At 63.9% G+C, this 26,086-nt stretch carries 18 protein-coding genes and 1 pseudogene; 1 reads left to right on the top strand and 18 read right to left on the bottom strand.

All coding sequences use genetic code 11. The features are described 5' to 3' along the window. Positions 1-125: 125 nt before the first annotated feature. Positions 126-467 (bottom strand): annotated as a pseudogene (locus ACXMYJ_RS25440) (aspartyl/asparaginyl beta-hydroxylase domain-containing protein); the annotation flags it as partial. Between the two features lie 118 nt (positions 468-585). Continuing rightward, positions 586-1,260: a GNAT family N-acetyltransferase gene (locus tag ACXMYJ_RS25435; RefSeq protein WP_260755304.1), complete on the bottom strand. Its 675-nt coding sequence runs from the start codon at positions 1,258-1,260 to the stop codon at positions 586-588. A gap of 318 nt (positions 1,261-1,578) precedes the next feature. Here ACXMYJ_RS25435 and ACXMYJ_RS25430 point away from each other — a divergent pair, with 318 nt between their 5' ends. Next, positions 1,579-2,523, top strand: coding sequence for a hypothetical protein (locus ACXMYJ_RS25430; RefSeq protein ID WP_260755305.1), 945 nt, complete (start codon positions 1,579-1,581; stop codon positions 2,521-2,523). Here the strand turns inward: ACXMYJ_RS25430 and ACXMYJ_RS25425 are convergent. From ACXMYJ_RS25425 to ACXMYJ_RS25350, 16 genes are all read right to left on the bottom strand, one after another. Next, the gene (locus tag ACXMYJ_RS25425) at positions 2,520-2,780 is read right to left on the bottom strand and encodes an acyl carrier protein (RefSeq protein ID WP_260755306.1); all 261 of its coding nucleotides are present in this window, start codon (positions 2,778-2,780) and stop codon (positions 2,520-2,522) included. The two genes, ACXMYJ_RS25430 and ACXMYJ_RS25425, sit on opposite strands and share 4 nt — an antisense overlap. Before the next feature lie 65 nt (positions 2,781-2,845). After that, on the bottom strand, positions 2,846-3,757 hold the full coding sequence (locus tag ACXMYJ_RS25420) for an ATP-grasp domain-containing protein (RefSeq protein ID WP_260755307.1): 912 nt from the start codon (positions 3,755-3,757) through the stop codon (positions 2,846-2,848). Positions 3,758-3,799: 42 nt separating this feature from the next. Next, positions 3,800-5,026: a pyridoxal-dependent decarboxylase, exosortase A system-associated gene (locus ACXMYJ_RS25415; protein WP_260755308.1), complete on the bottom strand. Its 1,227-nt coding sequence runs from the start codon at positions 5,024-5,026 to the stop codon at positions 3,800-3,802. Continuing rightward, positions 5,023-6,594, bottom strand: a complete 1,572-nt coding sequence (locus ACXMYJ_RS25410; RefSeq protein WP_460359178.1) for an acyl-CoA ligase (AMP-forming), exosortase A system-associated — start codon at positions 6,592-6,594, stop codon at positions 5,023-5,025. The genes ACXMYJ_RS25415 and ACXMYJ_RS25410 overlap by 4 nt, the downstream gene beginning before the upstream one ends. A 3-nt stretch (positions 6,595-6,597) precedes the next feature. After that, entirely contained in the window at positions 6,598-8,160 is a 1,563-nt protein-coding gene (locus ACXMYJ_RS25405; RefSeq protein WP_460359177.1) for a hypothetical protein, read from the bottom strand. A gap of 94 nt (positions 8,161-8,254) precedes the next feature. Then, positions 8,255-9,130: a hypothetical protein gene (locus ACXMYJ_RS25400; protein ID WP_260755311.1), complete on the bottom strand. Its 876-nt coding sequence runs from the start codon at positions 9,128-9,130 to the stop codon at positions 8,255-8,257. Between the two features lie 363 nt (positions 9,131-9,493). Further along, entirely contained in the window at positions 9,494-10,531 is a 1,038-nt protein-coding gene (locus ACXMYJ_RS25395) for a glycoside hydrolase family 113 (RefSeq protein ID WP_460359176.1), read from the bottom strand. Then, positions 10,515-11,771: a nucleotide sugar dehydrogenase gene (locus ACXMYJ_RS25390; RefSeq protein WP_260755313.1), complete on the bottom strand. Its 1,257-nt coding sequence runs from the start codon at positions 11,769-11,771 to the stop codon at positions 10,515-10,517. The genes ACXMYJ_RS25395 and ACXMYJ_RS25390 overlap by 17 nt, the downstream gene beginning before the upstream one ends. Continuing rightward, positions 11,768-12,547 (bottom strand): polysaccharide deacetylase family protein, encoded by a 780-nt coding sequence (locus ACXMYJ_RS25385; protein ID WP_460359175.1) that lies wholly within the window; start codon positions 12,545-12,547, stop codon positions 11,768-11,770. Before ACXMYJ_RS25385 ends, ACXMYJ_RS25390 begins: the two co-directional genes overlap by 4 nt. 2 nt (positions 12,548-12,549) lie before the next feature. Further along, positions 12,550-13,902, bottom strand: a complete 1,353-nt coding sequence (locus tag ACXMYJ_RS25380; protein ID WP_460359174.1) for a glycosyltransferase family 4 protein — start codon at positions 13,900-13,902, stop codon at positions 12,550-12,552. Then, a complete protein-coding gene (locus tag ACXMYJ_RS25375; protein ID WP_260755316.1) occupies positions 13,899-15,239 on the bottom strand; it encodes an MATE family efflux transporter in 1,341 nt (446 codons plus the stop codon). Before ACXMYJ_RS25375 ends, ACXMYJ_RS25380 begins: the two co-directional genes overlap by 4 nt. Next, on the bottom strand, positions 15,236-16,432 hold the full coding sequence (locus ACXMYJ_RS25370; RefSeq protein ID WP_260755317.1) for a hypothetical protein: 1,197 nt from the start codon (positions 16,430-16,432) through the stop codon (positions 15,236-15,238). Before ACXMYJ_RS25370 ends, ACXMYJ_RS25375 begins: the two co-directional genes overlap by 4 nt. After that, entirely contained in the window at positions 16,429-18,318 is a 1,890-nt protein-coding gene (locus ACXMYJ_RS25365; protein ID WP_260755318.1) for a hypothetical protein, read from the bottom strand. The genes ACXMYJ_RS25370 and ACXMYJ_RS25365 overlap by 4 nt, the downstream gene beginning before the upstream one ends. 110 nt (positions 18,319-18,428) lie before the next feature. After that, positions 18,429-19,679 carry a glycosyltransferase family 4 protein gene (locus ACXMYJ_RS25360; protein ID WP_460359173.1) on the bottom strand — a complete coding sequence of 417 codons (1,251 nt, stop codon included), beginning with the start codon at positions 19,677-19,679 and terminating at the stop codon, positions 18,429-18,431. A gap of 79 nt (positions 19,680-19,758) precedes the next feature. Continuing rightward, a complete protein-coding gene (locus tag ACXMYJ_RS25355; protein ID WP_460359172.1) occupies positions 19,759-20,637 on the bottom strand; it encodes a glycosyltransferase family 2 protein in 879 nt (292 codons plus the stop codon). Between the two features lie 695 nt (positions 20,638-21,332). Then, positions 21,333-26,057: a hypothetical protein gene (locus ACXMYJ_RS25350; protein ID WP_460359171.1), complete on the bottom strand. Its 4,725-nt coding sequence runs from the start codon at positions 26,055-26,057 to the stop codon at positions 21,333-21,335. Positions 26,058-26,086 lie beyond the last annotated feature (29 nt).

Below are 26,086 nucleotides of genomic sequence, written 5' to 3'. Positions count from 1 at the left end.
CCACAAAGGCAAGCTACTCGAACGACCCACCGACATCACCCCACCAACACCGCCTTCAAACGGTGACGAGAGCACCGGAACGGAGGTCGCCTGAAACACCCCGATCCACAGGTATTGACAATTTCTCGACATCTTTTGCAGTTGCCGTCTGCACGGCCGCCGTAGGCATAGAAGGCGAATACCTTCCAGCGGTCGTCCTGGGTGAGTTGGCGCTGTTCCTCTTGGATGTCCTGAAAGTTGGGGAGCTTATCGACCTGGGCGAGCAAGCCGTCGAGTTCGGCCTGAATCTCGTCGGCCCGTGCCTCGACCTGAGCGATCCACGGAAAATCCGAGGGATCAAAGAATTCGGTACGGCCGGACGGCGCGCGTAACAGCAGACGTTCGAACAGGGCTTGGAGCCGATCGAACGTCGCGTATGCCCAGGCAGCGATCCTGCCGAGAACAATTGAGCGCCCTTTTTCAGACATCGCGCAGACCCTAACACCGCCGCAGATTCACTCGGCCATAAATGGCACATTTACCGAAACATGTTGACGCCGATCATGAATCGGTGATTCGCGGTGATTGAAAGGGCAAATAAACCGATCACGCCGGAACCCCCTCCAAGGGTTCGAAGCTGACGCTTTGGCGAAATAGGCGCCATCGCTCGACGCGTTTGAACTGTCGCGTCCATCCGGCGCTTTCGGCCACTTTGAACGTCCCGAGGTTCTTCTCGCCCGCGACGCCGATCGCGGTTTTCAGACCGAGCTTGCGGGCTTCGTCCATGATCTTGGTACCGGCATCCATGAACACTCCCATCCCACGATGACGCTCCGATGTGAAGATGCCCTCGACCAACCCCTCACCCGGCTTGAGCACCGGAGCCAGTGGGCCCCAAAGCGCCTGCATACGGGGGTTGTCCTCCGCCGTGAACAGATACGCGATAAAGCACACTGCTCCCTCGGGATCGATGGCGACCCAGGGCGCAGGCAGGTCGGAGTTCAACAGCCAACGCTGGTCTGCACGATGTCGGGCCACCTCTGGGGTGAGGCCCGGAACGTCGGCGACCAAGGAGAGGTCATCGTCGGGTTGGAGCTTTCGCACGACCAGCGGAATCTTCGCCGGCGGCGCAGGAAAACGGACGCTCAGGTCGTCGCCAATTCCAATCGACACCGTATCTGACCAAAACCGCTTGCGCAGCGCCCGCCGGAGCCATGCGCGTCCCCGCGGGGTGCGCAGAAGCTCAATGAGTATCGCGGTCTTTTCCCGGAGTCGCTTCATGCGGTTGGGCCACCGTGTCTGGGACGCTCTTGAACAACGCCGGGCCGACAACCGAAGTTCGCCCAAATTGCAGGAATCGGATCATGCCGCACGGTTCTCCCCCTCCACGACTGTGGGCCCTGACGGCACCCACGCCCCCACGTTGCGAGACGCTATCACGGCTCATCACGTGGTGTTTCCGTCTCAGCAAAGTTCAGGCGGTGAATCGGCGGCCGATAGGAAAATGGCTCATCCCGAACGCTTTCGACGCGAAATCTCGTCGCCGGGGACGCACTCGGCATTGGTTGCTGTTCACCCGGGCTGCGGTACCGTATCGACATGTCAGAGGTCCGCCCAGTACAGGTCGAGCCGATCACCGAAGCTGACATCCCCGAGGTGGCTGAATTCCTGCACAGCGGGATCGGGCCGGAAGTGTCAGCGGCCGACTGGCGTCGGGCGATGACCATTACGTGGGATTTCGTCCAACCCAACTACGGTTACCTCCTGCGCGATAATGGGCGCCTCGTCGGCGCGCATCTGGCGTTGTATTCCGAACGAACGATCGATGGCCGACACCACCGGATCTGCAACCTCGGGACCTGGTGCGTCGCAGAAGAACACCGCGCAGCAGGTTTGCGATTGCTGCGGACGTTGCTCCGCCAGAAGGGATACACCTTCACCGACCTGACGCCGAACCGCAAGATCGTGGCGCTGAACGCCCGCCTAGGGTTCGCTCAACTCGACACGACGCAATCGCTGGCCCCCAACATTCCGTGGCCGGCGTGGTCGAGGAGGGTGCGAGTCGTCGATACCCCGAAAGGAATCGAGGACTTGCTCCACGGCCAAGACCGGACGATATACCGCGACCACGCCCAGGCTGCCGCTGCTCACCATGTGGTGCTCACCAAGGGTGAGCGGAGTTGTTACGTGATGTTCCGGCTGGACTACGGCCGGATCAAGCGACGACCCACGTTCGCATCGATCCTGCACGTCGGCGATCCCGACGTCTTTCGGGACTGTGCGCCGCGCTTCTACCGTTACCTGCTGCTGCGGCGCGGAATACCCGCTACGTTGGGCGAGATCAGGGTGGTGGGGCACCGGCTGCCGAGATCGGTCTTGGTGGCGGGTCCGGCGAAGATGTTTTTGTCCGATGACCTTGAGCCGGCGCAGATCGACTATCTCTACAGCGAGCTGACCTGTTTCGAGTTCCAAGGCCGCTTTCCCCACCACGACGCACCGAAACCTGGCCCGTCGCACGTCCCGGAGAACGCGGTCGGCAGTTAGTTCGTGCTCTGCTCGACGAATTCGGCGAGAGTGCCGATCGTCTCGAAGACGTCCCCCGTGAAGTCCTCGTCGTCGATCTGGAAGTCGAATTCTCTCTCAAGATTGACCGACAGGGCGACAACCGCCATCGAATCGAGTTCAGGCATGCTGCCGAACAATTCGGTGCACGCGTCGAGGGTGCCGGCGCGATCCTGGATCGCCAGGGTTTTCACGAGCACCACCTTCACGCGTTCCAGAGTCTCCGTGCTGTAGTTCATCGAACTGTTTCCTCCTCCAACGGGTTGTGCGAAACCTGGCGGCGCCCGGTCGCGGGGTTATGCCATCAGACATCTCGGGTCGGTGCCCTGCGGACGAATTCGTCATTGAAACTGGCGCTCAGAAGTTTCACCGCCTGCTTGCTCTCGGCCTTGCCGAGATGGTTGGGCGGGCCGCACGGAGTGTTGTTCACATCGACGATGTAGATCTGGCCGTCATCGACGTCCCTGAGGATATCGAGCTCACCGAAATCCAGGCCCAGATTCTTCGCGAAAAGCTGGATCAGCACCAATTCACGGTCTGAGAAGGCGGACTCGGGGGATCCCAACTTCACGCGATCGTTGCGATTGCTGAACCGGGTTCTGGCATCGCGGAACTTCCAGTAGACGAGCGGTATCGAGCCGCCCACAATCGGAACTCTGATATCGACGACCTGATCTCTGCTCGTGTTGTTGATCACTCGCTGGTAGACAACATCTGTTCGTGTTGTGGCCGTGGGACATTCGATGAGTGTTCCGTCGTGCATCGCGTTGTCGTCGGACTTCATGACGCATAAACCCTGGTACGTGCGAGGGTCGACGAATGTGCCGTAGCCGAAAACTTCCCGAAAGACCTGCTCCACCTTGGTCTTGCTGATGTCGTTGCAGTGCTGATTCACCACGAAGTGGTGGTTGGACAACTCTGCGAGCAGTGGATTGTGGCGTCGTTTGGTCACATCCTCGAAGGACACCACCACATCTGGACGCGTGGCAGTCCTCGACGTCATCGTCAGACCCAGCGAATGAGAGATCTTGTACAGGATCTGGGAGTAATCAGGCTTGTCCGGATGGAACAAAATGGTGGTGGGCCGATGGTCCTGCTCGAATCTCTTCCGGAGATTCTTCGTCCGGTACTTGATCCTGATCATGGTCCCGAGGATCTGGTCGTGGTAGATCTTTCCCGCGAACTTGTAGACAGGATGCCTCTCGAGGTCCTCCATCGGGAACCCTCTGTTGGCTAGGAAATCTCTCATTTCATCCTGCTATACAAGTATCTCGACGGGAGCTGGATGGCCCAGAAATGCGGTCGGGCTTGCGGTCAGACCGTAGGCTCCTGCCTGGAAAAGCACGATCGAATCGCCGATGTCGGCGTTCGGGAGCTGGACATTGTCGCCCAACAGGTCCAGCGGGGTGCACAGGCATCCGACCACCGTCACCTCCGAGTCCGGGCTTTCGGTGAGGCGATTGCCCACAGCGATGGGATAGTTGCGGCGGATCACCTGGCCGAAGTTCCCGGATGCAGCCAGTTGGTGGTGCATACCGCCGTCGACGACGAGATAGGTGCGGCCACGGGACACCTTGCGATCGACGACCCGGGTGACGTAGATGCCGGACTCCCCCACGATGTAGCGGCCGAGCTCGATCACCACCTTCGCATCCGGCAGTTGCGGCCCGATACGGTCCTGGACCAGATTGGTCAGGTTCGTCCCGATCGCGCCCAGGTCGAGGGGGGAGTCCTTGTCGAAGTAAGGGATGCCGAAGCCGCCACCCAGGTTGACGTACCGGACTGGGGTGGGCGACTTGTCGGCCAGCCCGAGGATGAGCTCCACCGTCTTCTGCTGTGCCTCACAAAGGATCTCGGCGTTCAGGTTTTGCGAACCGGCGAACACGTGGAAGCCGAGAAACTCGAGATCGGCGGTATCGACCAGGTCGAGCAACTCGGGCACCTGTTCGGCGTCGACACCGAACTGCTGAGGGCCCCCACCCATGCGCATTCCCGAACCCTTCACCTGGAAGTCGGGATTCACCCGGATCGCGACTCGCGGGCGCACCCCCACCGTTTCGCCGGCCTCGATGACACGTCGCGCTTCGGTGGTTGATTCCATCTCGATGGTCACGCCCGCCGCGACCGCCTGGGTGATTTCGGCTGCGGTCTTGCCCGGTCCGGCGAAGCTGATGCGGTCCGCAGACAGCGGCGTGTCCAGGGCGGTCTGCATCTCCAGTGTCGACGCGACATCCAGCGCGTCGACCAGGCCGGCGAGGTGTTGCACGACTGCGGGCATCGGGTTCGCCTTCACCGCATAGCTCAGATGCATCGCCGAGGGAAGTGTCGCGCGCAGAGCGGCGATGCGCTCACTCAACAGGCGGCGGTCGTAGGCGAAGTACGGCGTCGATCCGACGCGGGCGGTGAGGCGGTCAAGCGGCATGCCACCGACCGCGAGTTGGCCGTCGACGGTGCCGAAGGCCGCGATCGTCGGGCGCAGGTTCATGTGGTCAACTCCTCGCGCAGCGCCGACCGGTCGAATTTGCCGTTGGGCGAGCGGGGGATCTCCGACCGAACCACGACGGAGCCCGGCACCATATAGAGCGGCAGCTCGGATCTCATCGCGTCAAGGAGTGCATCGGCGGCGAAGTCCTCGGCGGTCGGCGCCACCACCAGCAGCACCCGTTCTCCCAGCGCGGCGTCCTCGACGCCGAGGGCGACCGCATCGCGGACCAGGCCGGTGGCGTAGGCGGCTTCTTCAATCTCGGTCGGGCTGACCCGGTAGCCGGAGGTCTTGATCATGTCGTCGCGGCGGCCGACGAAATACAGGAACCCCTCAGCGTCGGTGACCACCGTGTCACCTGAGAAGACCGCGAGTTCCGGTGTGCGCCAGGGCTCGTCGCGTCCAGGTACCGGCCGGAAACGTTCCGCGGTGCGGGCTGGGTCGTTCCAGTAGCCCAGCGCCACATGTGGTCCACGATGGACGAGTTCACCCTCTTCGCCCGGGTCGCACGTCGATCCGTCGGGTCGGACCACGAGGATCTCGGCACCCGGAATGGCCTTGCCGATGGAACCGGGCCGATGGTCGATCTGGTCGGGATCGAGGTAGGTCGACCGGAAGGCCTCGGTGAGGCCGTACATGAGGTACGGCCTGGCGGTCGGGAACACCTCCCGCAACCGGTCGAGGACGGGTTTGGGCATCCGCCCCCCGGTGTTCGCGAAATACCGCAACGAGGTTCTGGCGTCGTCCGGCCAGTTCTGCTCGGCGATCTGGATCCATAGCGGTGGTACGCATGTCAAGCCGGTCACCTGGTGCCGCGCGCACAGCTTGGGCACATCGCCGGGCAGCAGGTAGTTCGTCAGGATCACGTGGGCACCCACCGCGAAGGCCGTTGTCAGCTGGCTGAAGCCGGCATCGAAACTCAGCGGCAACGCGGCCAGCAGGACGTCGTCCGCCGAGTTCTCCAGGTAGGTCGACACACTTTCCGCGCCGGCGATCAGGTTGCGGTGGCTGAGGACCACGCCTTTGGGACGGCCTGTGCTACCGGAGGTGTAGAGGATGGCCGCGATGTCGAGGTCGGTGGGGGCGGCCGGGCCGGATGGTGCGCGAGGTGCGGCGAGCAACCGTTCCCAGCTTCGCGATTGGAGGCGCGCGCCGGTTTCAGGTTCTTCGGTCCGCGCAGCCACCAGCACGACATCCTCGAGAGCCGGACACGCTGCGAGCTCGTCGACCAACAGGGCGAACCGATCGGCAGTGGTGATGAGGACACGGACGTCGCAGTCCCGCAGGATGTGGCCGACCTGCGCGGGCCGCAGCAACGGGTTGATCGGCACGAACACGCCCCCCGCCGCGGACGCGCCGAAGATGGCCGTGACCGTCTCGATCCTCTTGTCGAGGTAGACCGCGACGCGCTGCCCTCGTTCGACACCGATCTCGGCGAAGCCGGCTGCCACGTCCCGGATCTGCGACCACAACTCGCCGTAGGTGAGCGTCGCCGTCTTGAATGTCACGGCCGGCGCATCGGGACAGGATAACGCACGGCCCTCGACCAGATGATGAAGATTCGTCAGCACAGCTCACCTCGCGGTGGCGGGAGGGGACGACAGCGTCTCCCGCCATGACTCGACCGCGGCACCGTAGCGCGGATTGATGCACTGGATCGCCCAGAGTGTCGGTAGGGGTCCGAGACGCGTGTGGCTGTGGATATCCAGTGGTCTGACGGCCAGGGCCGGCGTGAGTCGCAGCAGATTCAGCCTGCGCGCCACGCGGTAGGCGAAGGAACGCGACGACTCGGCTGCCGCGTCGAGTAGGTAGGTCAGCCGGGTGCGTAGTGGAAGGTGTTGCGCCCGTGCGTATTCGCGAATGGCGTCCCGCGTACGCTCGGTCCACGCGGAGTCCCCCGGTACGTGCAGCAGGGCGGTGGTCGCTCGCTTCTTGTGACCGAAGGCGGCCCGGGGCACACCCGCATCCTCGGCGATCCGACGGGGAACGGGGCGGTCGTAGGCGGTTCCGGTCGACCATGCCCGCATCACATCGCTCTGGGCGATCTCGAGGAGCTTCGGGTGTCGGCGTGCGCCGATGAACGGTGCGGGCACGTGGACGAAATCCGTGCGGAGCCGGAACTCGTTCATCGATGCGCCGCTCATGTCCCCTCGGCGCAGCAATTCGTCGGGGTAGGTATGCAGGTCCCAGACGCGGCCACCATAGTGGCCACTGAAGAACACCGTCCGACCGATGTCGGTCGCCAACCCGGCCATGTTCAAGTCCTCACCACTCATACCGGTCGCGAGGAACTCCGCCTCGGGGAAGTCACCGGCCTCGCGATACGCCTCCCGGTCGAACTCCTCGAGTTCGTAGCCCAGAACCGCCGCGACCGGTTTCCCGGAGTCGTCCTCCGGATGGCCGCCCCGGGTGCGGGCGTGGGTGAAGGTGCAGGCCTTCTTGCAGCCGGCGCGGCGGGCCAGGGTTGCCACTGCCGGGGAGTCGTAGCCGGAGGACACGGACGCCAGCGGTGAATACGTCACTGAACGCCACGGCGCCGCGGCGTTGCGGACCGTTCGCTGCAGGACGTCGGTGATCAGCGCCACGTACTCGTCGTACGTCTGGTACGGCTGCCCCGCGGACTTGTCCAGGAAGGTGATCCGGCCGTCGTGATGGAAGCGCACGTTGTGCACGTACACGAGGTGCGCTTCGCCGCTGGGCGGCCCCGAATCCCCGCTGAAGCGGACGGGGATGACAGTGTCGAACGCGCGGATGCCGTCGCAGATGATCCCGGCGAAGTCGGTCGCGTAGCGGGCATGGCGCGGATCGAGTTCTGCGCGTGCGGCCGTCAGGAGAAACACCAGCGAGTTCGAGATCAGGATTTCGTCGCCGCGGCTGATGTACTGGATCCGCTCCAGGGTGTGACTCGGGGGCACGACGATCAGATCATCTCCGGCGATCCGGCCGCCCGACCCGAACACGTCGACGGCATCGGCGAATTCGAACGAGTGCGCGTCGCCTGCCCACGCTCCTTCGAAGAAACCGTCGTCACGGACCTCGACGCTGGTGCCGCACAGAAGTTCGACATCGCCGCGACCGAGCCTCACACACCACGCCAACGGCGGGAGGCTGGGTGCACAGGTGATCCTCAGGCGCATGGCGGCCGCCTACGTGAAACGCGCGGGTCCCCCGCATCGAGAGGACGTGCGGTACCTCGCAGCCGAGTGTCGCGGGCGAACCCATCTGATCGAGTCATTCCAGACACGTCAATTCGCTGTAGAGATAGTCGATCTGGCCCGGTTCCAGATCGTCGCCGAGATACATTCTCGGCCGCCCGGCTACCGAGATCGCTCGCGCCGGGCACTGCCCCACGATCCTGACCTCCAACAGCGTTGCCAGAATCCTTTGCCTCAACAACAGGTATCGGTGGAAATGCGGTGCCCAGCGTCCGAACATCTCGGCGTTGCCCACATAGAGGACCATGGCAAGCACCGAGCGATGCTTGTACCGCTCACGCCGGTACACGACATAGCAGCTTTGATCGCCATCGGTGAGCACGACGTGATGCGCGGCTGTCGCCCTGTGGTCGTGATAGATCCGCTTGTCCTGTCCCGAGAGCAGGACATCGATCTCGTCCTTGGCGTCGATGACCCGGACCCGTCGCGACCACAATGGCCAGGGCAGGTTGGGCACCAACACCGTGGTGGTGTCGAGCGCAACGAATCCCAGGCGAGAGTTCAATGCCACCACGTTCGGGTTCGGGGTGAGATCGGTGAAGTTGTAACCCTTTTGGCGGAGCAACGATCGGAGCAGGCGCATTCCGGACGCGCGGTGCGGTTCAGCAACACACCACACACCGAGGTTGCAGATACGTCGCACGTGGTCGTCGATGACGCGTTCCGAGTACAGCGCGAGATGCACTCCGACGACTCGCCCGCTTTCGCGCAGCAGGTAGCCGTGGTTGGGCTGCTCGACGGCCCATGGCGGATTCATCGCACGCAGCCAATCGGTGACGGGTCTGGTTCTCGCGACGCCGAGGTTCAAGAACTCGGTGTGCAAGAACTCGGCAACCGTCCGGACGTCGGCATCGGTGATCGGCTTGACCTCGAGGTCAGGAACATTTGACACGACAGAATTGGACACCGTGGGTGCTCCTACCTCACTGCGTACCGAGGCACTCCCGCCCAGCGCCTCGAAGCAGGTGGTGGCGGTGAGACTGGCGACGAACAGACCGTGAAGGCGACGGCGACACCTGCGAGCAGCGAGTTGACGCGCCCGAGCCGCCGTCGACTCGATGATGAACGCCGGACTGCCGATGAATGTGAATCGATGGTCGTCACAATCTGTAGTCGTCCCCCCGGATCTAGTTCCTATTTCGACGATAGGGCTCAAGGCCCGCTGTGGTGATCAGTTGAACATTTCACGATCTGTATGGGACGTAATCAGCCACTCCGCGGCGAGAATTGTGGTCCACCGGGCGGGATTTCGTCCTCATGTTGCCCACCACCGGCGTATGACCCCATCTGCTTCCTTTCCGCGCGGGGAGAAGTCCAGCGGTTCGGCTTCGGTGTGCGGCGGCGTCGCCCACACCCACCAGAAGACCCCGGCCCAGAACGGCTGGCCGCTGGCGGCCGCGAGCAGCGCTTGATACGCCGCCGCCTGTTCCGCCTGCGCCGGTATCTTGCTGATGCGCCAGCTGGAGGGGTCCGTCGCGGTCCCCTGCTGGCTGGTGTAACCAGCCTCGGTGAACAGGATCCTGCGGTTGTATTTGGCCGACAGCGCCGCGATACGGGGGGTGAAGGACTCGACGGCCTGCTGTAGCGCCTGTACATCCGTTGTGGGCGTCGCGCTCAGGGGCGCGTAGACGTCCAGGCCGATCAGATCGAGGGCGTCCCAGAACGGGACCCGCTCCCAGTCGGTGCTCGACGCGTAGGTCAGTTGGCCGCCGTACCGTTCCCGCACTGCCTGGATCACTCCCAGCCATCCCGGTCGGTCGTCGGTCATCATGGCCAGCTCGGTGGCGATGGCGAACTGCTCGACCCCGAGGCGCTGCGCCATGGTCGCGTAGTGGGTGATGAAAGCGGTGTACGAGGCGAACCACGCCGGACGGTCCTGCGCGGCAATCTTGTTGCTGCCCTGCGGTGTCAGATTGAGGTGAGGTTTGAGCAGCACTTTCAGCCCCAGTTGGTGAGCCAGCGTGATCGCCCGCTCCTGCCCGGAGTCGCTGACCGTCCTGTCCGTTCGGTAGATGTCGCTGGAGCTGGGCGTCGCCTGATACCAGGTTGGCGTGAACTGAACCCAGTTTGCGCCCAGCGCACGAATCTCCCTCAGGGACTGTTCGACTCCCGGTCCGTCGTAGCCGGTCACCTCCCAGGTCGGCAACGCGAACCCTCGCTGTTGTCCGGCGGGCACTTCGGCAACCGAAGACTTGCAGCCGAGCGACATGGCCAGCACTGCGATGACCGCCAGGCAAATCGCCACCGCCTTGGCCCGCTGTGCTGGTCGCCGGCATTCAGAGGTGTTCGACACGCGGGCCTCCGATTCGATGGCGGCAGTCAAGGACGAGTTTCGAGTGCTCGACGACCGCGTCGTAGTCGAACGCGTCGTGGTCGGTCAGCAGCACGACGGCGTCGGCCGCGGCGAGTTCGTCCTTGGTGACTTCGACGCGCATCAGCAGCCCGTCGACAGAGGTGGTCTCCACCACGTAGGGGTCGGCGCCGCGAACCTCGGCGCCCATCCCGGCGAGCAGTTGTGCCACCCGCACCGACGGAGACTCGCGCGCGTCGCCGGTGTTCTTCTTGTAGGACAGACCCAGTAGCAGGATCCGCGACCCGTTCACCGAACGCTGCTGGTCGTTCAGCGCCATCGTGACGCGGCGCACCACGTGGTCGGGCATGTGTTCATTGATGTCATTGGCCAACTCGACGAACCGGAAATTGTGACCGAGGGTGCGTTCCACGCACCAGGACAGATACGAGGGGTCGATCGGCAGGCAGTGGCCGCCGACGCCTGGGCCTGGTGTGAAGCGCATGAACCCGAACGGCTTCGTCGCGGCAGCGTCGATCGCTTCCCAGACGTCGATGCCGAGCTCATGCGCGAATATCGCGATCTCGTTGACGAGCGCAATGTTGACGTGCCGGAAGGTGTTTTCCAGCAACTTGGCCAGTTCGGCCTCGCGTGGTGAGGCGACCGGGACGGTGGTGTCCACGATCGTGTCGTAGAACCCCTGGATGGATGCCAGCGAGGCCTCGTCGACCCCCGAGACGATTTTCGGTGTGTTGACCAGCGTCCAGGTGGCATTGCCCGGGTCGATGCGCTCGGGGCTGAACCCGAGGTGGAAGTCGCTGCCCGCGATCAGACCGGAGCCGTCCTCGAGAATCGGGGCGACCAGCTCCTGGGTGGTCCCGGGATACGTCGTGGACTCCACGATGACGGTCGCACCGGGCCGCAGATAGCGGGCGAGTGTCTGCGCGGACTCCTCGATGTAGCGCAAGTCAGGCACACCCTCGCGCAGCGGTGTCGGAACAGCGATGATTGCGACGTCGAAGCCCTCGCACGCGCTGGCGTCCGACGACGGGTGGAATGTGCCGGCCGCCAAGATCGCGTCCAATTCCTCGTCGGAGATGTCTTCGATGTAGGAAGCCCCGACCAGCAGCCGCTTCATCCGGTTCTCGTCGATGTCGTATGCGACCACATGATGGCCGACCTGCGCCGCTCGGACCGACAGCGGTAGGCCTACGTAGCCTTGGCCGACAACCGCGACTTTCACGAGCGACCTCCTCGGTACCGCCGGACGCCATGACGGTTACCGACCGTGAGCAGTGAGACGGCCCGCTTGGCCTCGAGTCGCCACGACGTGTCCTTCGCGAGCACGGACGTCCGGGGGATCGCGTGGCGACTGATCTCGGTGCCGGCCTGCACCGCGCAGGCGTAGTCGTAGCCTGCGGCGCGCGCCGCCTCGACGACGCGCGCATCCAGGTAGCCATACGGATAGCAGAACCCCGGTACATCGCCAGAGAGCAACTCCTGCAGGATCTCTCGGCTTTGGACAACCTCCGATCTCAGCATCTCGTCGTCCGTCTTCACCAACGAGATGTGCTTGAGGCCGTGAGATCCGATCTCCATGCCGGCCTCCGCGATCTGTTTCACCTCGTCGGCGGTCAACAGCGCCTTGTTCGGCCCGGGCCGGCTCCACTCGTTCTGCCCGCCGAGCCGTCCGGCGAGAATGAAAAGCGTTGCGGTGTAACCGCATCGCTGCAGCACCGGCAGCGCATTGGGGATGAAGTCCTGATAGCCATCGTCGAATGTCAAGCCGACGAGCCCGCGTGCCCGGCCCTCGGCGTTGGCCTCGAGGAGTTCGCGCATCGAGACGCCCCGCAGCCCCCTTCGGCGGAGCCAGCGCATCTGTCTCTCGAACCGTTGCGGAGTCATGGTCACCTGGTATGGATCTTCGTCGTACGGTGCGACTGAGTGATACATCCACACCAGCGGAAAGGAGTTCAGCCCGCGGGATGTGGAGGTGCCTCCGGCGATGGACGCGGTCATGCTCAGATCTCTTCTCTATCGTAGGGCCGACTCGGTCGAAATCCACTGGTGAACAATGGCGTTGGTTCGCGGTTGGTGACGGCTGCGTTGGCGTCCAGGGCTCGCAGATACACCTCGTCGAGCTGGGGCATCACCTGGGACAGCGTGAAGCGAGCGGCTTTGGCAGGTCCGGCCGCCCCCAGCCGCAACCGCAATGGTTCGTCCTCGAGGATGCGCCGTACGGCGCCGGCCAGCGCTTCCGCGTCTCCCGGCGGCACGTGCAGCCCCTCGACCTCGTCTGTGACGATGTCGAGCAGCCCGCCCAGGGCCGAGACCACGCACGGGGTACCCGCGGCCAGACACTCCACAGCGACGCGCCCGAATCCCTCGGGAACCACGCTCGGTACGACGCCGACGACGGCGTGTCGCCACGCGGCGATCACATCCGGCATCGCGACGTTGGTCGCGACGATCACCCCGGGCCGGTCCTCGATCGGGAAATCGTTGCGGGGCAGGCCCGCGAGAACCAGCGGAATGTCGAAACCATCGGCATGAAGGCGTTTGTGGGCATCGAGCAGGACGTCTACGCCCTTGTGGACACCGAGCGCGCCCGCGTAGAAGATGTACGGCCCGTCGGCCGGGACGAAACCGGGTCGCTGTTCGGTCCGCTCGTCGTTGGCGAGCGCGATCAGTTGATCGTCGATGAAGGTGGGGATCACCGTCATCGGCCCACTGTCCGCGGGGCGCGGCGCTGAACCGCGTGCTGCGAGTGCAGAGGACGTGGCTGTCCACTGCGCGACGTCGCGGTGCCGTCGCGATCCCAATTGATGCAGGCCTGCGGCCAACGGAATTCCCTTGAGGCCGTATTGCGAATGGGCACAACCGATGCACTTGACCAGGCCCGGTTCCGAACACACGCTCTTGCCGCGATACAGCATCACCTTGGTGGCGCAGACCTGACTGTGATCGTGTGCGCTCGCTACCACCGGGATGCCCATGCGGCTGGCGGTGCCGAGCACGCTGTAGAGAATCCAGCCACGGACGTTGATGACGTCCGGGCGGAACTGCCGAACCAGGCGGGCGAAAGCATGCGCGAACGTGGGGTCCGGAACCGGTGGGAAGAACCGATGAGTCGTCGACTCGTAGGCGCCGGGAAGATGGGCCATCGCCATCGGCAGCCGGTGCACTTCCACTCCGTCCATGTCTTCGCGGGCCGGCGCATCCGGGTGCTCGGCCGCCACCACCGCTACCGAACGGCCGTGCCGCACCTGCTCGCGGGCCAGTGCGTGGATCGACAGCTCCAGGCCCCCGACGTTGGGGAGGAAACTGTCGGTCGCGTGCAGGATGCGCAACCCGTGAAGCCGGCCACTTGTCATGGCAACCCCTGTCGCCCGGCGATGAGAGGATCGGGCGTCGGGACCGGCGTCGTCAGAGGTGCGACCGGCGGCGCCTCGAAGAGGAATCGGCGTGTGCCCACCGCGGCGAATACCGCCGCGGTGATCGTCTGCGCGACCACCGCGGCCAGGGCGGCGCCGATGACGCCCGTATGCAGCATCAGGAACCACGCCCCGCCCACCATCATGATCGCCTGGGTCACGGTCAAGAGGGTGATGATGCGCAGTCGTCCCTGAACTCGGAAGATCGACATCGAGATGTTGATCATCGCGTCCGGGAAGGTCGCCATCAGCAGCACGATGAGCAGCGTGCTGCAGCTGGTGTATTCGCTGCCGAAGAAGCCGAGCACCTGCTTGGCGAATACGCAGGTACCGGCTACGGGCACGACAAGAAGCAGTCCGATCAGGAGCATCGCGCGTCGTGCCTGCGCCTGGAGCCGTCCGGGATCGCCGGCGCAGTCGGCCAGCAGGGCATTGGACACGGCGGCAGAGACAGCGAGGAAAACGCTCGCGATCATCACAGTTACGGCGTAATAGCCGAGTTGCCTGGCGGGAAATATCGCGGCGGCCAGGATCGGCATGATGAACGCCGGTGACCGGACCGCGAGCACGGCGACGTGGTCCCAGCCGACTGTCCGGCTGATGCGTGTCAACCACTCCATGCGAGGCCGGAACCGGAAATCCGGGTTGGCACGGCGCAGCAGTACGAAGGCGATGGTGTCGGAGACCACCAGAGATGCCACGTAGATGACGAGCATGGTGTGCGTCGCGCCGCTGTCGATGGTTGCCGCCAGTGCCCCGAGCGTCACCATCGACGCGATGGTGCCCAGCCGTAGCACGGCTCCTGCGCTACTGGCGTACAGCGAGAATTCGGCCCGGCGTACACCCAGCAATGACGCATTGATCACCATCTGCATCGCCGTGGCCACAGAACCGGTGACCAGCAACGCTACGAGCCATCCGGTGCCGACTGTGGTGTGCACCCGGGTAGGCAGGAGAAACGCTCCGACTGCGCCGACCGTTCCCGAAGCGATGGCGGTGACGACGAGCGCTGTGCTGCACAGGCCGCTGCGGTCATCCGAACTGGCACCGGGCAGCAGTCGCGTGAGGAACGGCAGGAAACCGGCAACACAGACGATCGCGACCAGCGTGATCCCCGAGATCACCGTGTTTGCGATGCCGATGGCGCCGGGAGAGACGTGGCGTGCGCACAGCGTCCAATAGACGAAGCCGAGGACCGACGTGACATTGGTGAGGGCGAGGAGGGCGAAGCTATTTCCCACCAGACCACGGGACTTCGGCGTGCGCTCGGCACTCATCGGGCGCACCAACCGTCCGGGAACATCGCTTGCACCTGCATGCCCGACACCTGGTCACGCACGGTCAGTTTGGCGGCCTGGCCCGAGGTGCACAGCATCGGACGGGCATGGGGGTCCAACACGACGTTCAGCGTCGCTTGGGTCGCCGAGGTCTCCGAAGCTTCGATCCGGCTGGAAGCGGGCACCGGGCGCCCGGTCGCGTCGGCGACGGTGAAGTCGGCACGCTCGAAGAGACGGCCCCCCTCCGGGCCGATCGCGTTCAGTGCGAATGCCAAGTCCGCGCCGGCCGGCGCCGTAATCTGCTCCGCGCTGATCACCGACGGCATCCGCTGCGCCGGGGACCAGATTGCGCTCGTGAGCTGGATCGTGCCGAAGGACGCAGCCACTACGGCGATTGCCGCCACGATCTGGACGAGCTGACGCTTCGTCGTGACCGCGGGCAGCTTGGGCTTGCTCAGCGTCCCGAGGGTCACGAGCAGTGCGCCGCAGAGCACGATCAGCCAGTCCAGCCGCCGGATGTGCTCGTAGTTCATGTCAGATGTCCAGACCCGCATCCACACCCAGATCGCGGCGTGCGCGCCCACGGTCCCGACGATGGCCGGTATGAGAACGCGAATCCACCGCCGGGAGGGCCACCGCGACAGGCCGAGCGCCACACCGATCAGTACGGCGGTGGTCGCTGCGACGGTCGCGATGAGCAGGCCGCCCGTGGTGACCTTGGCTCCCTCTCCGGAACGGTGGATGACAGGTCCGAGCACCGCGTACCAGATCAGCGTCGTCGCGATGCGAGTACCCAGCCACGCCGGCTGACCAGCCCCGGTGCGTGCGACGAGCGCCGACAACCACACCCCGGGAACCAGCCACAGTCCGGTGACACCGCACAGCAGCGATGCCCAACCGACGACATCGGCGGGTGGTGCGAACAATGAAGGCGGCGCGAACAGTGAACCGTGTTCCGGTTGGATCCATTGCGCTGTCAGCAGACAGCCGATGCCGAAGAGCGACCACGCGAGGAGTCGTAATCTGTCCCTCGACCTCGGCGTCAGGCGGCGCTGTGAATCCGCAAGCTGCCGGCGGTGTCGCGCGCGCCGCAGGAGGCGGCTCTGCGCGGCCGGTTGGTCCAGTTCCTCGTCCCGTGAGTGTTGCACGGACGGACCCGCCGCCTCGTCGTCCGTCCGATAGGTGACGCTCATGTCGCCGGCACCTCGCAGCTGACGGCTTTTGTGCGACTGAGGGCACCGCGGTCGACCCCGTACACCGTCAGCGTCCCGGCTGCGAACACACCCTTGAGCCATGGCAGGCAGTTGAATCGGTCGAGAGCCGCTTGCGGCACCACCGTGTTGGCGCCGCGTCCCGGCTCATCCTTCACAAACCAAGTACCGCTCTTCGGGATGGTGGTCGCCATCCTGGAGTCGACCACGAAGAATCCGATCTTGGAATCCCATATCTGCTTGAGCACCTCGGGACGTACCGGGCCCGGACTCATGTACATCTCCCAGATGGGAAACGTCTTGCTGGGTCGCAAAGCAGACATTCTCCCGATCGAACCGACCAGGGTTGAGACGTACCTGTCAGCCATTACCGGGGTGTCGGCCGGCACGTGTGTCGCGAACCAATCAGCTACTGCTCGGCCCTCGTTGGACGCCGCTCGGGCGTCATCGCCGACGTTCGCGCTGCCCGGGAACCGGTGTGACACATTGACACCCAGCGCAGCGCCCCCGAAAACCAGGACTATGTAGACGGCGACCGCAGCGCTGACCCGGAAACGGGGCTGGGCCAATGTGAGTGCCGCCCGCGACCATCTGGCGGCCAGCACGCCAGGGGTCCGCGGCCCGAAAGACCACGCGAAGCCGCACACGACCGCGATCCCGATGAAGCTGAACCCCCATGATCGATGTGCGCCCTCGGCGCCTCCCGCAGTCAGCAACATCGGCATGCTCCCGAAGAACATCGCCCCGACCACCGCGAATGCCCATGGCGTGGAGCCGATCCGGCGCCGGTTGCGCCATAGAACCGCGAGAGCCCACAGGAACAACCCCAACGTCACGACGGGGAACAGGTAACCACTGATGATCTCGTACATCGGGTTTTGGGCGTTGGCGAATAGCGACCGCTGACCGCTGGTGGACTTACTGACACCTTCGAGGATCCGTTGCAGCTGTGCGTAACCCTCGCTCAGCGCAGGCCCGAGGTAGTTGATCAGCCATTCGTATTTGCCGGTCCACCAATACGCAATCGACGCCATCAGACAGCACCAGATCAGCACCAGCGGCCAGATCCGCTCCCGCCGGGCCTCGAGGGTGCCGGCCGCCACTCGGGGAAACCAGGGCACGAGCCTGGTGCCGATGAGCACCATCAAAATCAGCAGGAGCATGATCGTGCTGAGATGGTGCATCATCGGCACCACGGCCACGACCAGCACCGCGCCCGCGATCGCCCTGATGGCCGGTCGTTGCGTGCCGCGGCCGGCGGCGACGGTCGCCGCCAGACACCACACGATCAGCGGTGAGGCCAGGCTCTCGTACGAAAAGGCGACGTTGAAGTACATCCAGGAAGGGTTCAGCGAATAGACGACCGCGCCGACCGCCGCCCCGTTGGCAGGGACATTCACCATCCGGACGAGCTGGTAGATCCCTAGCAGGGACAGGATGTGCGCCAGGACCACCACGGCCATTGCGGCGAACCAGAGGGGGACTTCGCCAAGATGGGCGAAGGCGCTGGCAACCTGATGAAGACCGAAGAACTCCTTGGTGATCGGCAACAGTTTGACGGTGTGGCCGACATCGCCGTTGATGTAGGTCTCCATGGCCTGCCGCAAGTGGATGTACTCGTCGGAGCCCACGGGCTGCGCGAAGTGCAGCACCCTCGGCACCATGCTGTACAAGCCCATGCCGATCAGGGCGAGGGCCCGGATCGCGCCGGCGGTGCGGCGTGCGCAGGCCAGCCAGACGAGCGGCATCATGCCGCCCAGGAAGCCGGCCCAGTACAGGGCGAACATCAGGTTGTCGGGCTGCTCCAAACCCGCGGCATGGTGGTGGGAGAAAACGATCAAGGCTCCGCCGACGGCCGGCATCACCACAGCCAGAGCGATACGGAGTCGATGTGCGTTCGATCCTGCCCGATCCGTGCGGCATGTAGGGGCCGACGGCCGGGCCGGTTCAGACTCTGGGACCGTGTCCAGCGTTGTCGTCACACCCGACTCGCAATCTGGCTGACTTCTGCAAGTGTCTCGAGTAACTGCTGTGCCACCTCGGCGCATTGCGGCAACGCACACTCGGAGGCGCGCTGCGTGCGCGAACCGGGGGTCGACAACATTCGAACGATCGCCTCGGCATAGCGCGAGGCCGCCTCGGAATCAGAGTCGGTGTGCGCACACAGACGGACGGCAGCGCGCTCTCCCGCACGCTCGGCGACCTCTCGATGGGCAGGAATGTCGCTTGCCACCACCGGCAGCCCTGAGAGCAGTGCTTCGGCGAGTCCGATCCCGTACGCCTCCTGTTGACTTGCTGTGGCGTACAGGGATGCCGACGCCCACCAATCCCCGAGTGTCTTTTCGTCCACGAATCCGGTGAAAGTCACTGCCCGGTCTGCGTTGAGCGCAGCGGCGAGGGCTCGCAGCGAGCCGAGGGCGGCACCGTCTCCGACCACCACTAGATGCGCGGGCTCGCCGTGGTCACGCAGCTGCGCGATCGCACGAATCAGAAGGTCGGTGCGCTTGTACGTTTCCTGCCGGGCGACGGTCAACACGACGCGTCGATCTGCGCACGGTAGCGGCAGGCCGAGTCTGGGTTTCGCGACGGCCGGCGGGATGATCACGAGTTTGTCCGCCGATACCCGGCCGGCGAAGTCTCGAAGAACCAGTCTCGCTTCAGCTTGCGTGTCGACGACTACGCGTCGACTCGCCGCCATGAGCCGACGACCGGCAGGCCGGTAGGCGTAGTGGAGCACATGACGTACACGGGTGTGTCCGACACCGTGGTAGTGCGGAGTGAGAACCACTGGCGCCGTGGTTCGCTCAGCGCCCAGCCATGCCAGCGGAGTGTGGTAACTGTGCAACCAGACGACGTCGAAGCGCCCCGGTATGGCTGCGGCGCGCGCCGCCGCAGGCGCAGATACATCGAAAACGTCTCCGAGCGGAAGCGGGTGACGCTCGATGGCGTATCCGTCGAGCAGCTCCCGTCTCGGCAGGGCGGCGCTACGCGGCGCCTGGGTGACGACGGTGACCTCTGCACCTTCTGCTGCCAGCGCGGCGGCCGCAGAAGCCACGTAGGTTTCGATGCCTCCCCGGAAAGGCGCGAAACGTGGGACGAGAATCCCAACCCGCAACGCGGACTTCGTCATGCCCCCGCTCCTTGTCGGCCTGGACGTCGGCCTATACGTTTCTTCTGCTCGACGCTCGCCCGGCTCTGTAGGAAAGACCCAGCGCTCAGCGTTGGACAAGTCCGTCTACTAGGCATTGATCCACCCCCCGGCCGAGCTCCTGAGGTGACGGGCCCGCTCCCCCAAGCGCGCCCGTCAATCACGCAGTTATCCCGACGCGCTTGCCGGAGCTGACCTGCCTGCGGACTGATTGCACGACTCGACCGCTCAGCCCGGACCGGTGCTCTCGCAGTACCGTCCGCAGCACTCTGATGCCATCCCGTACCGAATGAAGGTTTGACTTGCCGGCACGACGCGGGAGCTCAAGGCTCGGCACCTCAGCAACGCGCAGGCCGGCCTGCATCGCGCGGACCACCATCTCGGCCTCGATCTCGAAGCCGGTCGCAGACAGAGCCAGCACATCCAGGTAGCGCCGGTGGAAGCCGCAGAAGCCGTAGCACAAGTCCGTCAGGTCAGTGCGATAAAGCGAGTTGAAGACGCCGAGAAGGAAGCGGTTGCCCATCCGCCGGAAGCTGGTGATGTCCAAAGATCCACCCCCGGAGATGAATCGAGAACCCTTGACGAAGTCGTAGCCGTTGGCCAGGAAATGCAGATAGTGGGTTATCTCGTCGGGCGTCATGCTGCCGTCCGCATCCATCATCACGATGACGTCGCCCGCGGCAGCCAGGAAGCCGGCCCTCAGCGCATCGCCCTTGCCGACGCCCTTCTGAGACACCACTTTGATGTCCGGGCGGCAGCGTCGCGCAGTGACCAGGGTGGCGTCGGTGGAGTTCCCGTCGACGAGAATTACTTCGTCGATGTCGTCGTCGATCTGATTCAGGACCCAGGCGATGTTTCGCGCCTCATTCTTGACTGGAATGACAAGGCTGACAGTTAGGGACGTAGCCGACTCCGGCACCCTCTCGCGCTTGTGCGCGTTCCCGATGTGGGCAACGTCCTGGACGTGAACGCTGCGATTGGCTGAGTGCGCGACAGGCGCCGCCCCGCTATGCCCGTTATTTGAAATATGCCCCGCCATACCCGCCCCCTGCGCATTGGCCTGCGATTTCAGTGAAGACCAATGAATTAGCTGTTAACGAACTCGACCGCTTATTCGCCCCGTGACGGACCTGACGCTAGCACCAAGAAATGTGGCCTGCAACACTGCTTATGGCACTTTTTAGCCCAGCAGGCGCCGACTGTTTGCATAGTCAATAAGCCGCGCGATCAATATTAGCTGCGTGTTTGCTAGCGATACTTCGAGCCATCGCTGAAGCGATTATGGCAGTCTGCGCCAGGAATGCATTCGTGACCTGCACGTTCGGAGGCAACCCGCATTGGCCAGGCCCCGGGCAGCCGCGGTTAAGCCGTTTGCTGAATGGCAGCGTCTACTTCCGTTCGACGCTCAGGAATCGGAAATCCCGACCCAACGGAAGTTGGCGAACAGAGTTGCTCTCAGGCGGTCGAACGCTCTTGGCGCATCGAGCGGACTCAGCCTTGCCTCCCGGTCTGCACCTTGCCGGGACAGACACGGCGGTAACGGCGCCGGACGATTGCCAGCAGCAAAACACGCGACGCACCGACCCACAGCATCCCCGCGGTCTTCTATCGAGGTTTCGCGCGACAAGTCGAACACGTGCTGTCAGCGGTTGATTACCGAACAGGGATTCGGCTAGGTCATCAAGGCCGCCGATGACCTGATCGCCCTCGCCACGTGCCTCGAGCTGGCGACGGTCACCACACCGAAACCGTCATTGCCCCCGACGCACTCTTGCCTCCGTTGTCCGTCACAGTGACAGCGATGGTGCGGGTGGTCCACCCGCCCTGATTCGCCCAGAACGTCACTGCCCACAGCGCCTGCTCGTACTGCTCCACCGTTGCAGTCCCTGACAAGGTCAGGGTCTTGGAACCTGAATCCCAGAACGCGGTCACCGGATTGCCGGCGGGCTGCACGTAACCGAGGGTGTCATTCGGCTGGACAAACGCAGTGACCTTCAGGGTGGCCCCCGTCAGGATGCCGAGGTCATCGCTGATGTCGAGCGTTACGACTGGGTTCATCGGCGGGTCGTTGCGGTCGTAGGACCTACCACCGGTTATCCACAGTCCCGGGGCGGAGTTCTCCCGAACTGATGCAGTCGCAATGCCGTTGAGCACGCCAGAACTACTCACCCCTGTTTCGTCCGTCACTGATACAGAGATGCCTCTGACCAACAGGACACCGCCTGTGCCGGAGAAAGTGACCGATCGGAGCGCTTCTTCGTATTGAGCCTTGGTCCCCGGCCCGGTCAACGTCAGAGTCTTGCTGGAGCCGTCCCACGACGCGGTGATAGGACTTCCGGCCGGCCGGAGATAGCCGAGCGTATCTCCGCTCTGTGCAAGGGTTTCGATAGTCACGCGTGCCGAGGAGAACACCTCCGAATCGGCATCGGTGATTGTGACCGACGACAGCAACTTGACCGGTTCTGTTCCGATGGTGTGCGTCGGCGAACCGACCGTCACCACCGACGGCGGTAGCGAGTACCGAACGTTGGCTGTCGCGCCACCGGGTAGCACACTGTCGACGTCGGTGTCGTCCGTGACCGTCACCGAGATACCGCGGACCAGTCCCGCTCCCCCAGTCGCGGAGAACGTGACGGCCTCCAAGGCCTGCTCATACTGGGCCTTGGTCGCGACTCCTGACAGCGTGAGTGTCCGACTGGCAGCGTTCCATGTTGCCGTGATCGGGTTTCCGGCGGCCACAACGTAATCCAGACGGTCACCGGACTGACCCAGCGAGACGATCTTGACCTCTGCCTTCGACATGTAGTCGGAATCCGCATCGGCGATGCTGACAGACGACAACAATTTCACCGGCGCTGTACCGATGGTGTACGTCGGGGCTCCGATGGTCGTCACCGACGGAGGCAATCCTACCACATTGACCACTGCAGATGCCGGCACCAAGGACTTGACGCTGGTTTCGTCGATGACGTGGATCTGGATGCCTCGTGACAGGCCGCCCTGATTCGTCGTGAATGTGACGGCCTTGATGGCTTCCTCGTACTGGGCCTTGCTTGCCACCCCGGACAGCGTCAACGTCCGGGTTCCGGCATCCCAGGTGCCGATGATCAAACTACCGCTTGGGGCAGCGTAATTGAGGACATCGCCAGCCTGATAGGCGGACGCTATGAGGATCGTGGCGCCGGAGAGGTTGTCCGAGTCGAGATCACTGATGTCCACCGCGGACACCACCTTCACCGGCGACCCGCCCAACCGGAAGAACGGTGTGCCGAACGCTGTCACGGTCGGCGGTAATCCGATCACCGTCACTGTGGCCGAACCCGGAACCACACTGCGCACCTGCACGTCGTCGGTGACGTGGATGGAGATCCCACGGGCGATCCCGCCCTCGGTCGTGGAGAACGTGACAGCTTTGATCGCGTCCTCGTACTGGGCCTTGCTCGCCACCCCGGATAGCGTGAGTGTGCGAGTCCCCACGTCCCAGGTTCCAACGATCGCGCTACCGTTGGGGGCGACGAAATTGAGGACATCGCCGCTTCGGTAGGCGGAGGTGATAACGATCGTGGCGCTCGACAGGTTGTCCGAGTCGAGATCACCGATATCGACCACAGATACCACCTTCACCGGCGCACCACCCAGCCGGAATATGGAGGCGCCAAGTGTCGTCACGGTCGGAGGTAGACCGATCACCGCCACGGTGGCCGTTCCCGGAACCAGACTCTCCTCGTCAGTGTCATCGGTCACCGACACCGTGATCGAACGCGACAACCCACCCTCAGTCGCGGCGAACGTCACGGCCTTGATCGCGGCCTCGTACTGCTCGATCGTGGCCGCACCCGAGAGCGTCAGTGTTCTGGTGGTCTCGTCCCAGGAGGCGGTGATCGGGTTGCCCTCAATACCGCTGAAGCTCAGCACATCCCCGGAGCGATACGACAGACCACCAATGGTCAGCGTCGCCTTCGACAGGTTCTCCGAATCCCCATCGAGAATGCTCACCGACGACACGACCTTGACGGGGGAACCACCCAGCCGGAAGATCGGCAACCCACCCACCGTGATGGCCGGCGGCAATCCGATCACGGTCACCACCGCAGCACCGGGAACCAGGCTCTCCTTGTCGGTGTCATAGACCACCGACACCGTGATCGAACGCGACAGTCCACCCTCGGTCGCGGTGAACGTGACGGCCTTGATCGCCGCCTCGTACTGCTCGATCGTGGCCACACCCGAGAGCGTCAGTGTTCTGGTGGTCTCGTCCCAGGAGGCGGTGATCGGGTTGCCCTCAATACCGCTGAAGCTCAGCACATCCCCGGACTTGTAACCCACACCAACAGTCAGCGTCGCCTTTGACAGGTTCTCCGAATCACCGTCCAGGATGCTCACCGAGGACACGACCTTCACCGGGGCGCCACCCAACCGGAAGATCGGCAACCCACCCACGGTGATGGCCGGCGGCAGACCGATCACCGTCACCACCGCAGCACCGGGAACCAAACTCTCCTTATCGGTGTCATCGGTCACCGACACCGTGACGGTTCGAGACAGTCCACCCTCAGTCGCGGCGAACGTCACGGCCTTGATCGCCGCCTCATACTGCTCAATCGTGGCAACACCCGAGAGCGTCAACGTGCGGGTGGCCGCATCCCAGCTCGCGGTGATCGGATTGCCGTCAATACCACTGAAGCTCAGCACATCCCCGGACTTGTAACCCAAACCAACCGTCAGCGTCGCCTTCGACAGCTTCTCCGAATCGCCATCGAGGATGCTCACCGACGACACGACCTTCACCGGGGCACCACCCAACCGGAAGATCGGCAAACCACCCACCGTCACCACCGGCGGCAGACCGATCACCGTCACCACCGCAGCACCGGGAACCAAACTCTCCTTATCGGTGTCATCGACCACCGACACCGACACCGTCCGAGACAGTCCACCCTCAGTTGCACTAAAAGTGACGGCCTTGATCGCCGCCTCGTACTGCTCAATCGACGCCACGCCGGACAAGGTGAGAGTCCTCGTTGCCGCATCCCACGAGGCGGTGATCGGATTTCCCTCAATACCGCTGAAGCTCAGCACATCCCCCGAGCGATACGACAGACCACCAATGGTCAGCGTCGCCTTCGACAGGTTCTCCGAATCCCCATCGAGAATGCTCACCGACGACACGACCTTGACGGGGGAACCACCCAACCGGAAAATCGGCAACCCACCCACCGTCACCGCCGGCGGCAACCCGATCACCGTCACCACCGCAGCACCCGGGACCAAGCTCTCCTTGTCGGTGTCATCGACCACCGACACCGTGATCGAACGCGACAACCCACCCTCAGTGGCAGTGAAGGTAACGGCCTTGATCGCCGCCTCGTACTGCTCGATCGTCGCCACACCCGAGAGTGTCAACGTGCGCGTGGCCGCATCCCACGACCCGACAATCGGATTCCCGTCAACACCGGAGAAATTCAGCACATCCCCGGACTTGTAACCCAATCCAACCGTCAGCGTGGCCTTGGACAGGTTCTCCGAATCACCGTCCAGGATGCTGACCGAGGAGACGACCTTCACCGGGGCACCGCCCAGCCGGAAGATCGGCAAACCACCCACGGTGATGGCCGGCGGCAACCCGATCACCGTCACCACCGCAGCACCGGGAACCAGGCTCTCTTTGTCCGTGTCATCGGTCACCGACACCGTGACGGTTCGAGACAGTCCACCCTCGGTCGCAGTGAAGGTAACGGCCTTGATCGCCGCCTCGTACTGCTCGATCGACGCCACACCCGAGAGCGTCAACGTGCGCATCGCCGCATCCCACGACCCGACAATCGGATTTCCCTCAACACCGCTGAAATTCAGCACATCCCCGGACTTGTAACCCAAACCAACCGTCAGCGTCGCCTTTGAGAGATTCTCCGAATCACCGTCCAGGATGCTCACCGAGGACACGACCTTCACCGGGGAACCACCCAACCGGAAGATCGGCAAACCACCCACGGTGATGGCCGGCGGCAACCCGATCACCGTCACCACCGCAGCACCGGGAACCAAGCTCTCCTTATCGGTGTCATCGACCACCGACACCGTGACGGTTCGAGACAGTCCACCCTCAGTCGCGGCGAACGTCACGGCCTTGATCGCCGCCTCATACTGCTCAATCGTGGCAACACCCGAGAGCGTCAACGTGCGGGTGGCCGCATCCCAGCTCGCGGTGATCGGATTGCCGTCAATACCACTGAAGCTCAGCACATCCCCGGACTTGTAACCCAAACCAACCGTCAGCGTCGCCTTCGACAGGTTCTCCGAATCCCCATCGAGGATGCTCACCGACGACACGACCTTGACGGGGGAACCACCCAACCGGAAGATCGGCAAACCACCCACCGTGATGGCCGGCGGCAACCCGATCACCGTCACCACCGCAGCACCCGGGACCAGGCTCTCTTTGTCGGTGTCATCGACCACCGACACCGTGATCGAACGCGACAACCCAC

It is taken from the genome of Mycobacterium sp. ZZG, assembly GCF_054786995.1.
This window is presented reverse-complemented; position numbering and strand designations above follow the sequence as displayed.

Excerpts from the sequence above, each read along its gene's own strand:
- ACXMYJ_RS25355 (WP_460359172.1), bottom strand. The coding sequence starts at position 20,637 with ATGGCGGGGCATATTTCAAATAACGGGCATAGCGGGGCGGCGCCTGTC.
- ACXMYJ_RS25425 (WP_260755306.1), bottom strand. The coding sequence starts at position 2,780 with ATGAACTACAGCACGGAGACTCTGGAACGCGTGAAGGTGGTGCTCGTG.
- ACXMYJ_RS25375 (WP_260755316.1), bottom strand. The coding sequence starts at position 15,239 with ATGAGTGCCGAGCGCACGCCGAAGTCCCGTGGTCTGGTGGGAAATAGC.
- ACXMYJ_RS25405 (WP_460359177.1), bottom strand. The coding sequence starts at position 8,160 with ATGCGCCTGAGGATCACCTGTGCACCCAGCCTCCCGCCGTTGGCGTGG.
- ACXMYJ_RS25415 (WP_260755308.1), bottom strand. The coding sequence starts at position 5,026 with ATGAACCTGCGCCCGACGATCGCGGCCTTCGGCACCGTCGACGGCCAA.
- ACXMYJ_RS25435 (WP_260755304.1), bottom strand. The coding sequence starts at position 1,260 with ATGAAGCGACTCCGGGAAAAGACCGCGATACTCATTGAGCTTCTGCGC.
- ACXMYJ_RS25385 (WP_460359175.1), bottom strand. The coding sequence starts at position 12,547 with ATGACCGCGTCCATCGCCGGAGGCACCTCCACATCCCGCGGGCTGAAC.
- ACXMYJ_RS25380 (WP_460359174.1), bottom strand. The coding sequence starts at position 13,902 with ATGACAAGTGGCCGGCTTCACGGGTTGCGCATCCTGCACGCGACCGAC.
- ACXMYJ_RS25370 (WP_260755317.1), bottom strand. The coding sequence starts at position 16,432 with ATGAGCGTCACCTATCGGACGGACGACGAGGCGGCGGGTCCGTCCGTG.
- ACXMYJ_RS25420 (WP_260755307.1), bottom strand. The coding sequence starts at position 3,757 with ATGGAGGACCTCGAGAGGCATCCTGTCTACAAGTTCGCGGGAAAGATC.
- ACXMYJ_RS25430 (WP_260755305.1), top strand. The coding sequence starts at position 1,579 with ATGTCAGAGGTCCGCCCAGTACAGGTCGAGCCGATCACCGAAGCTGAC.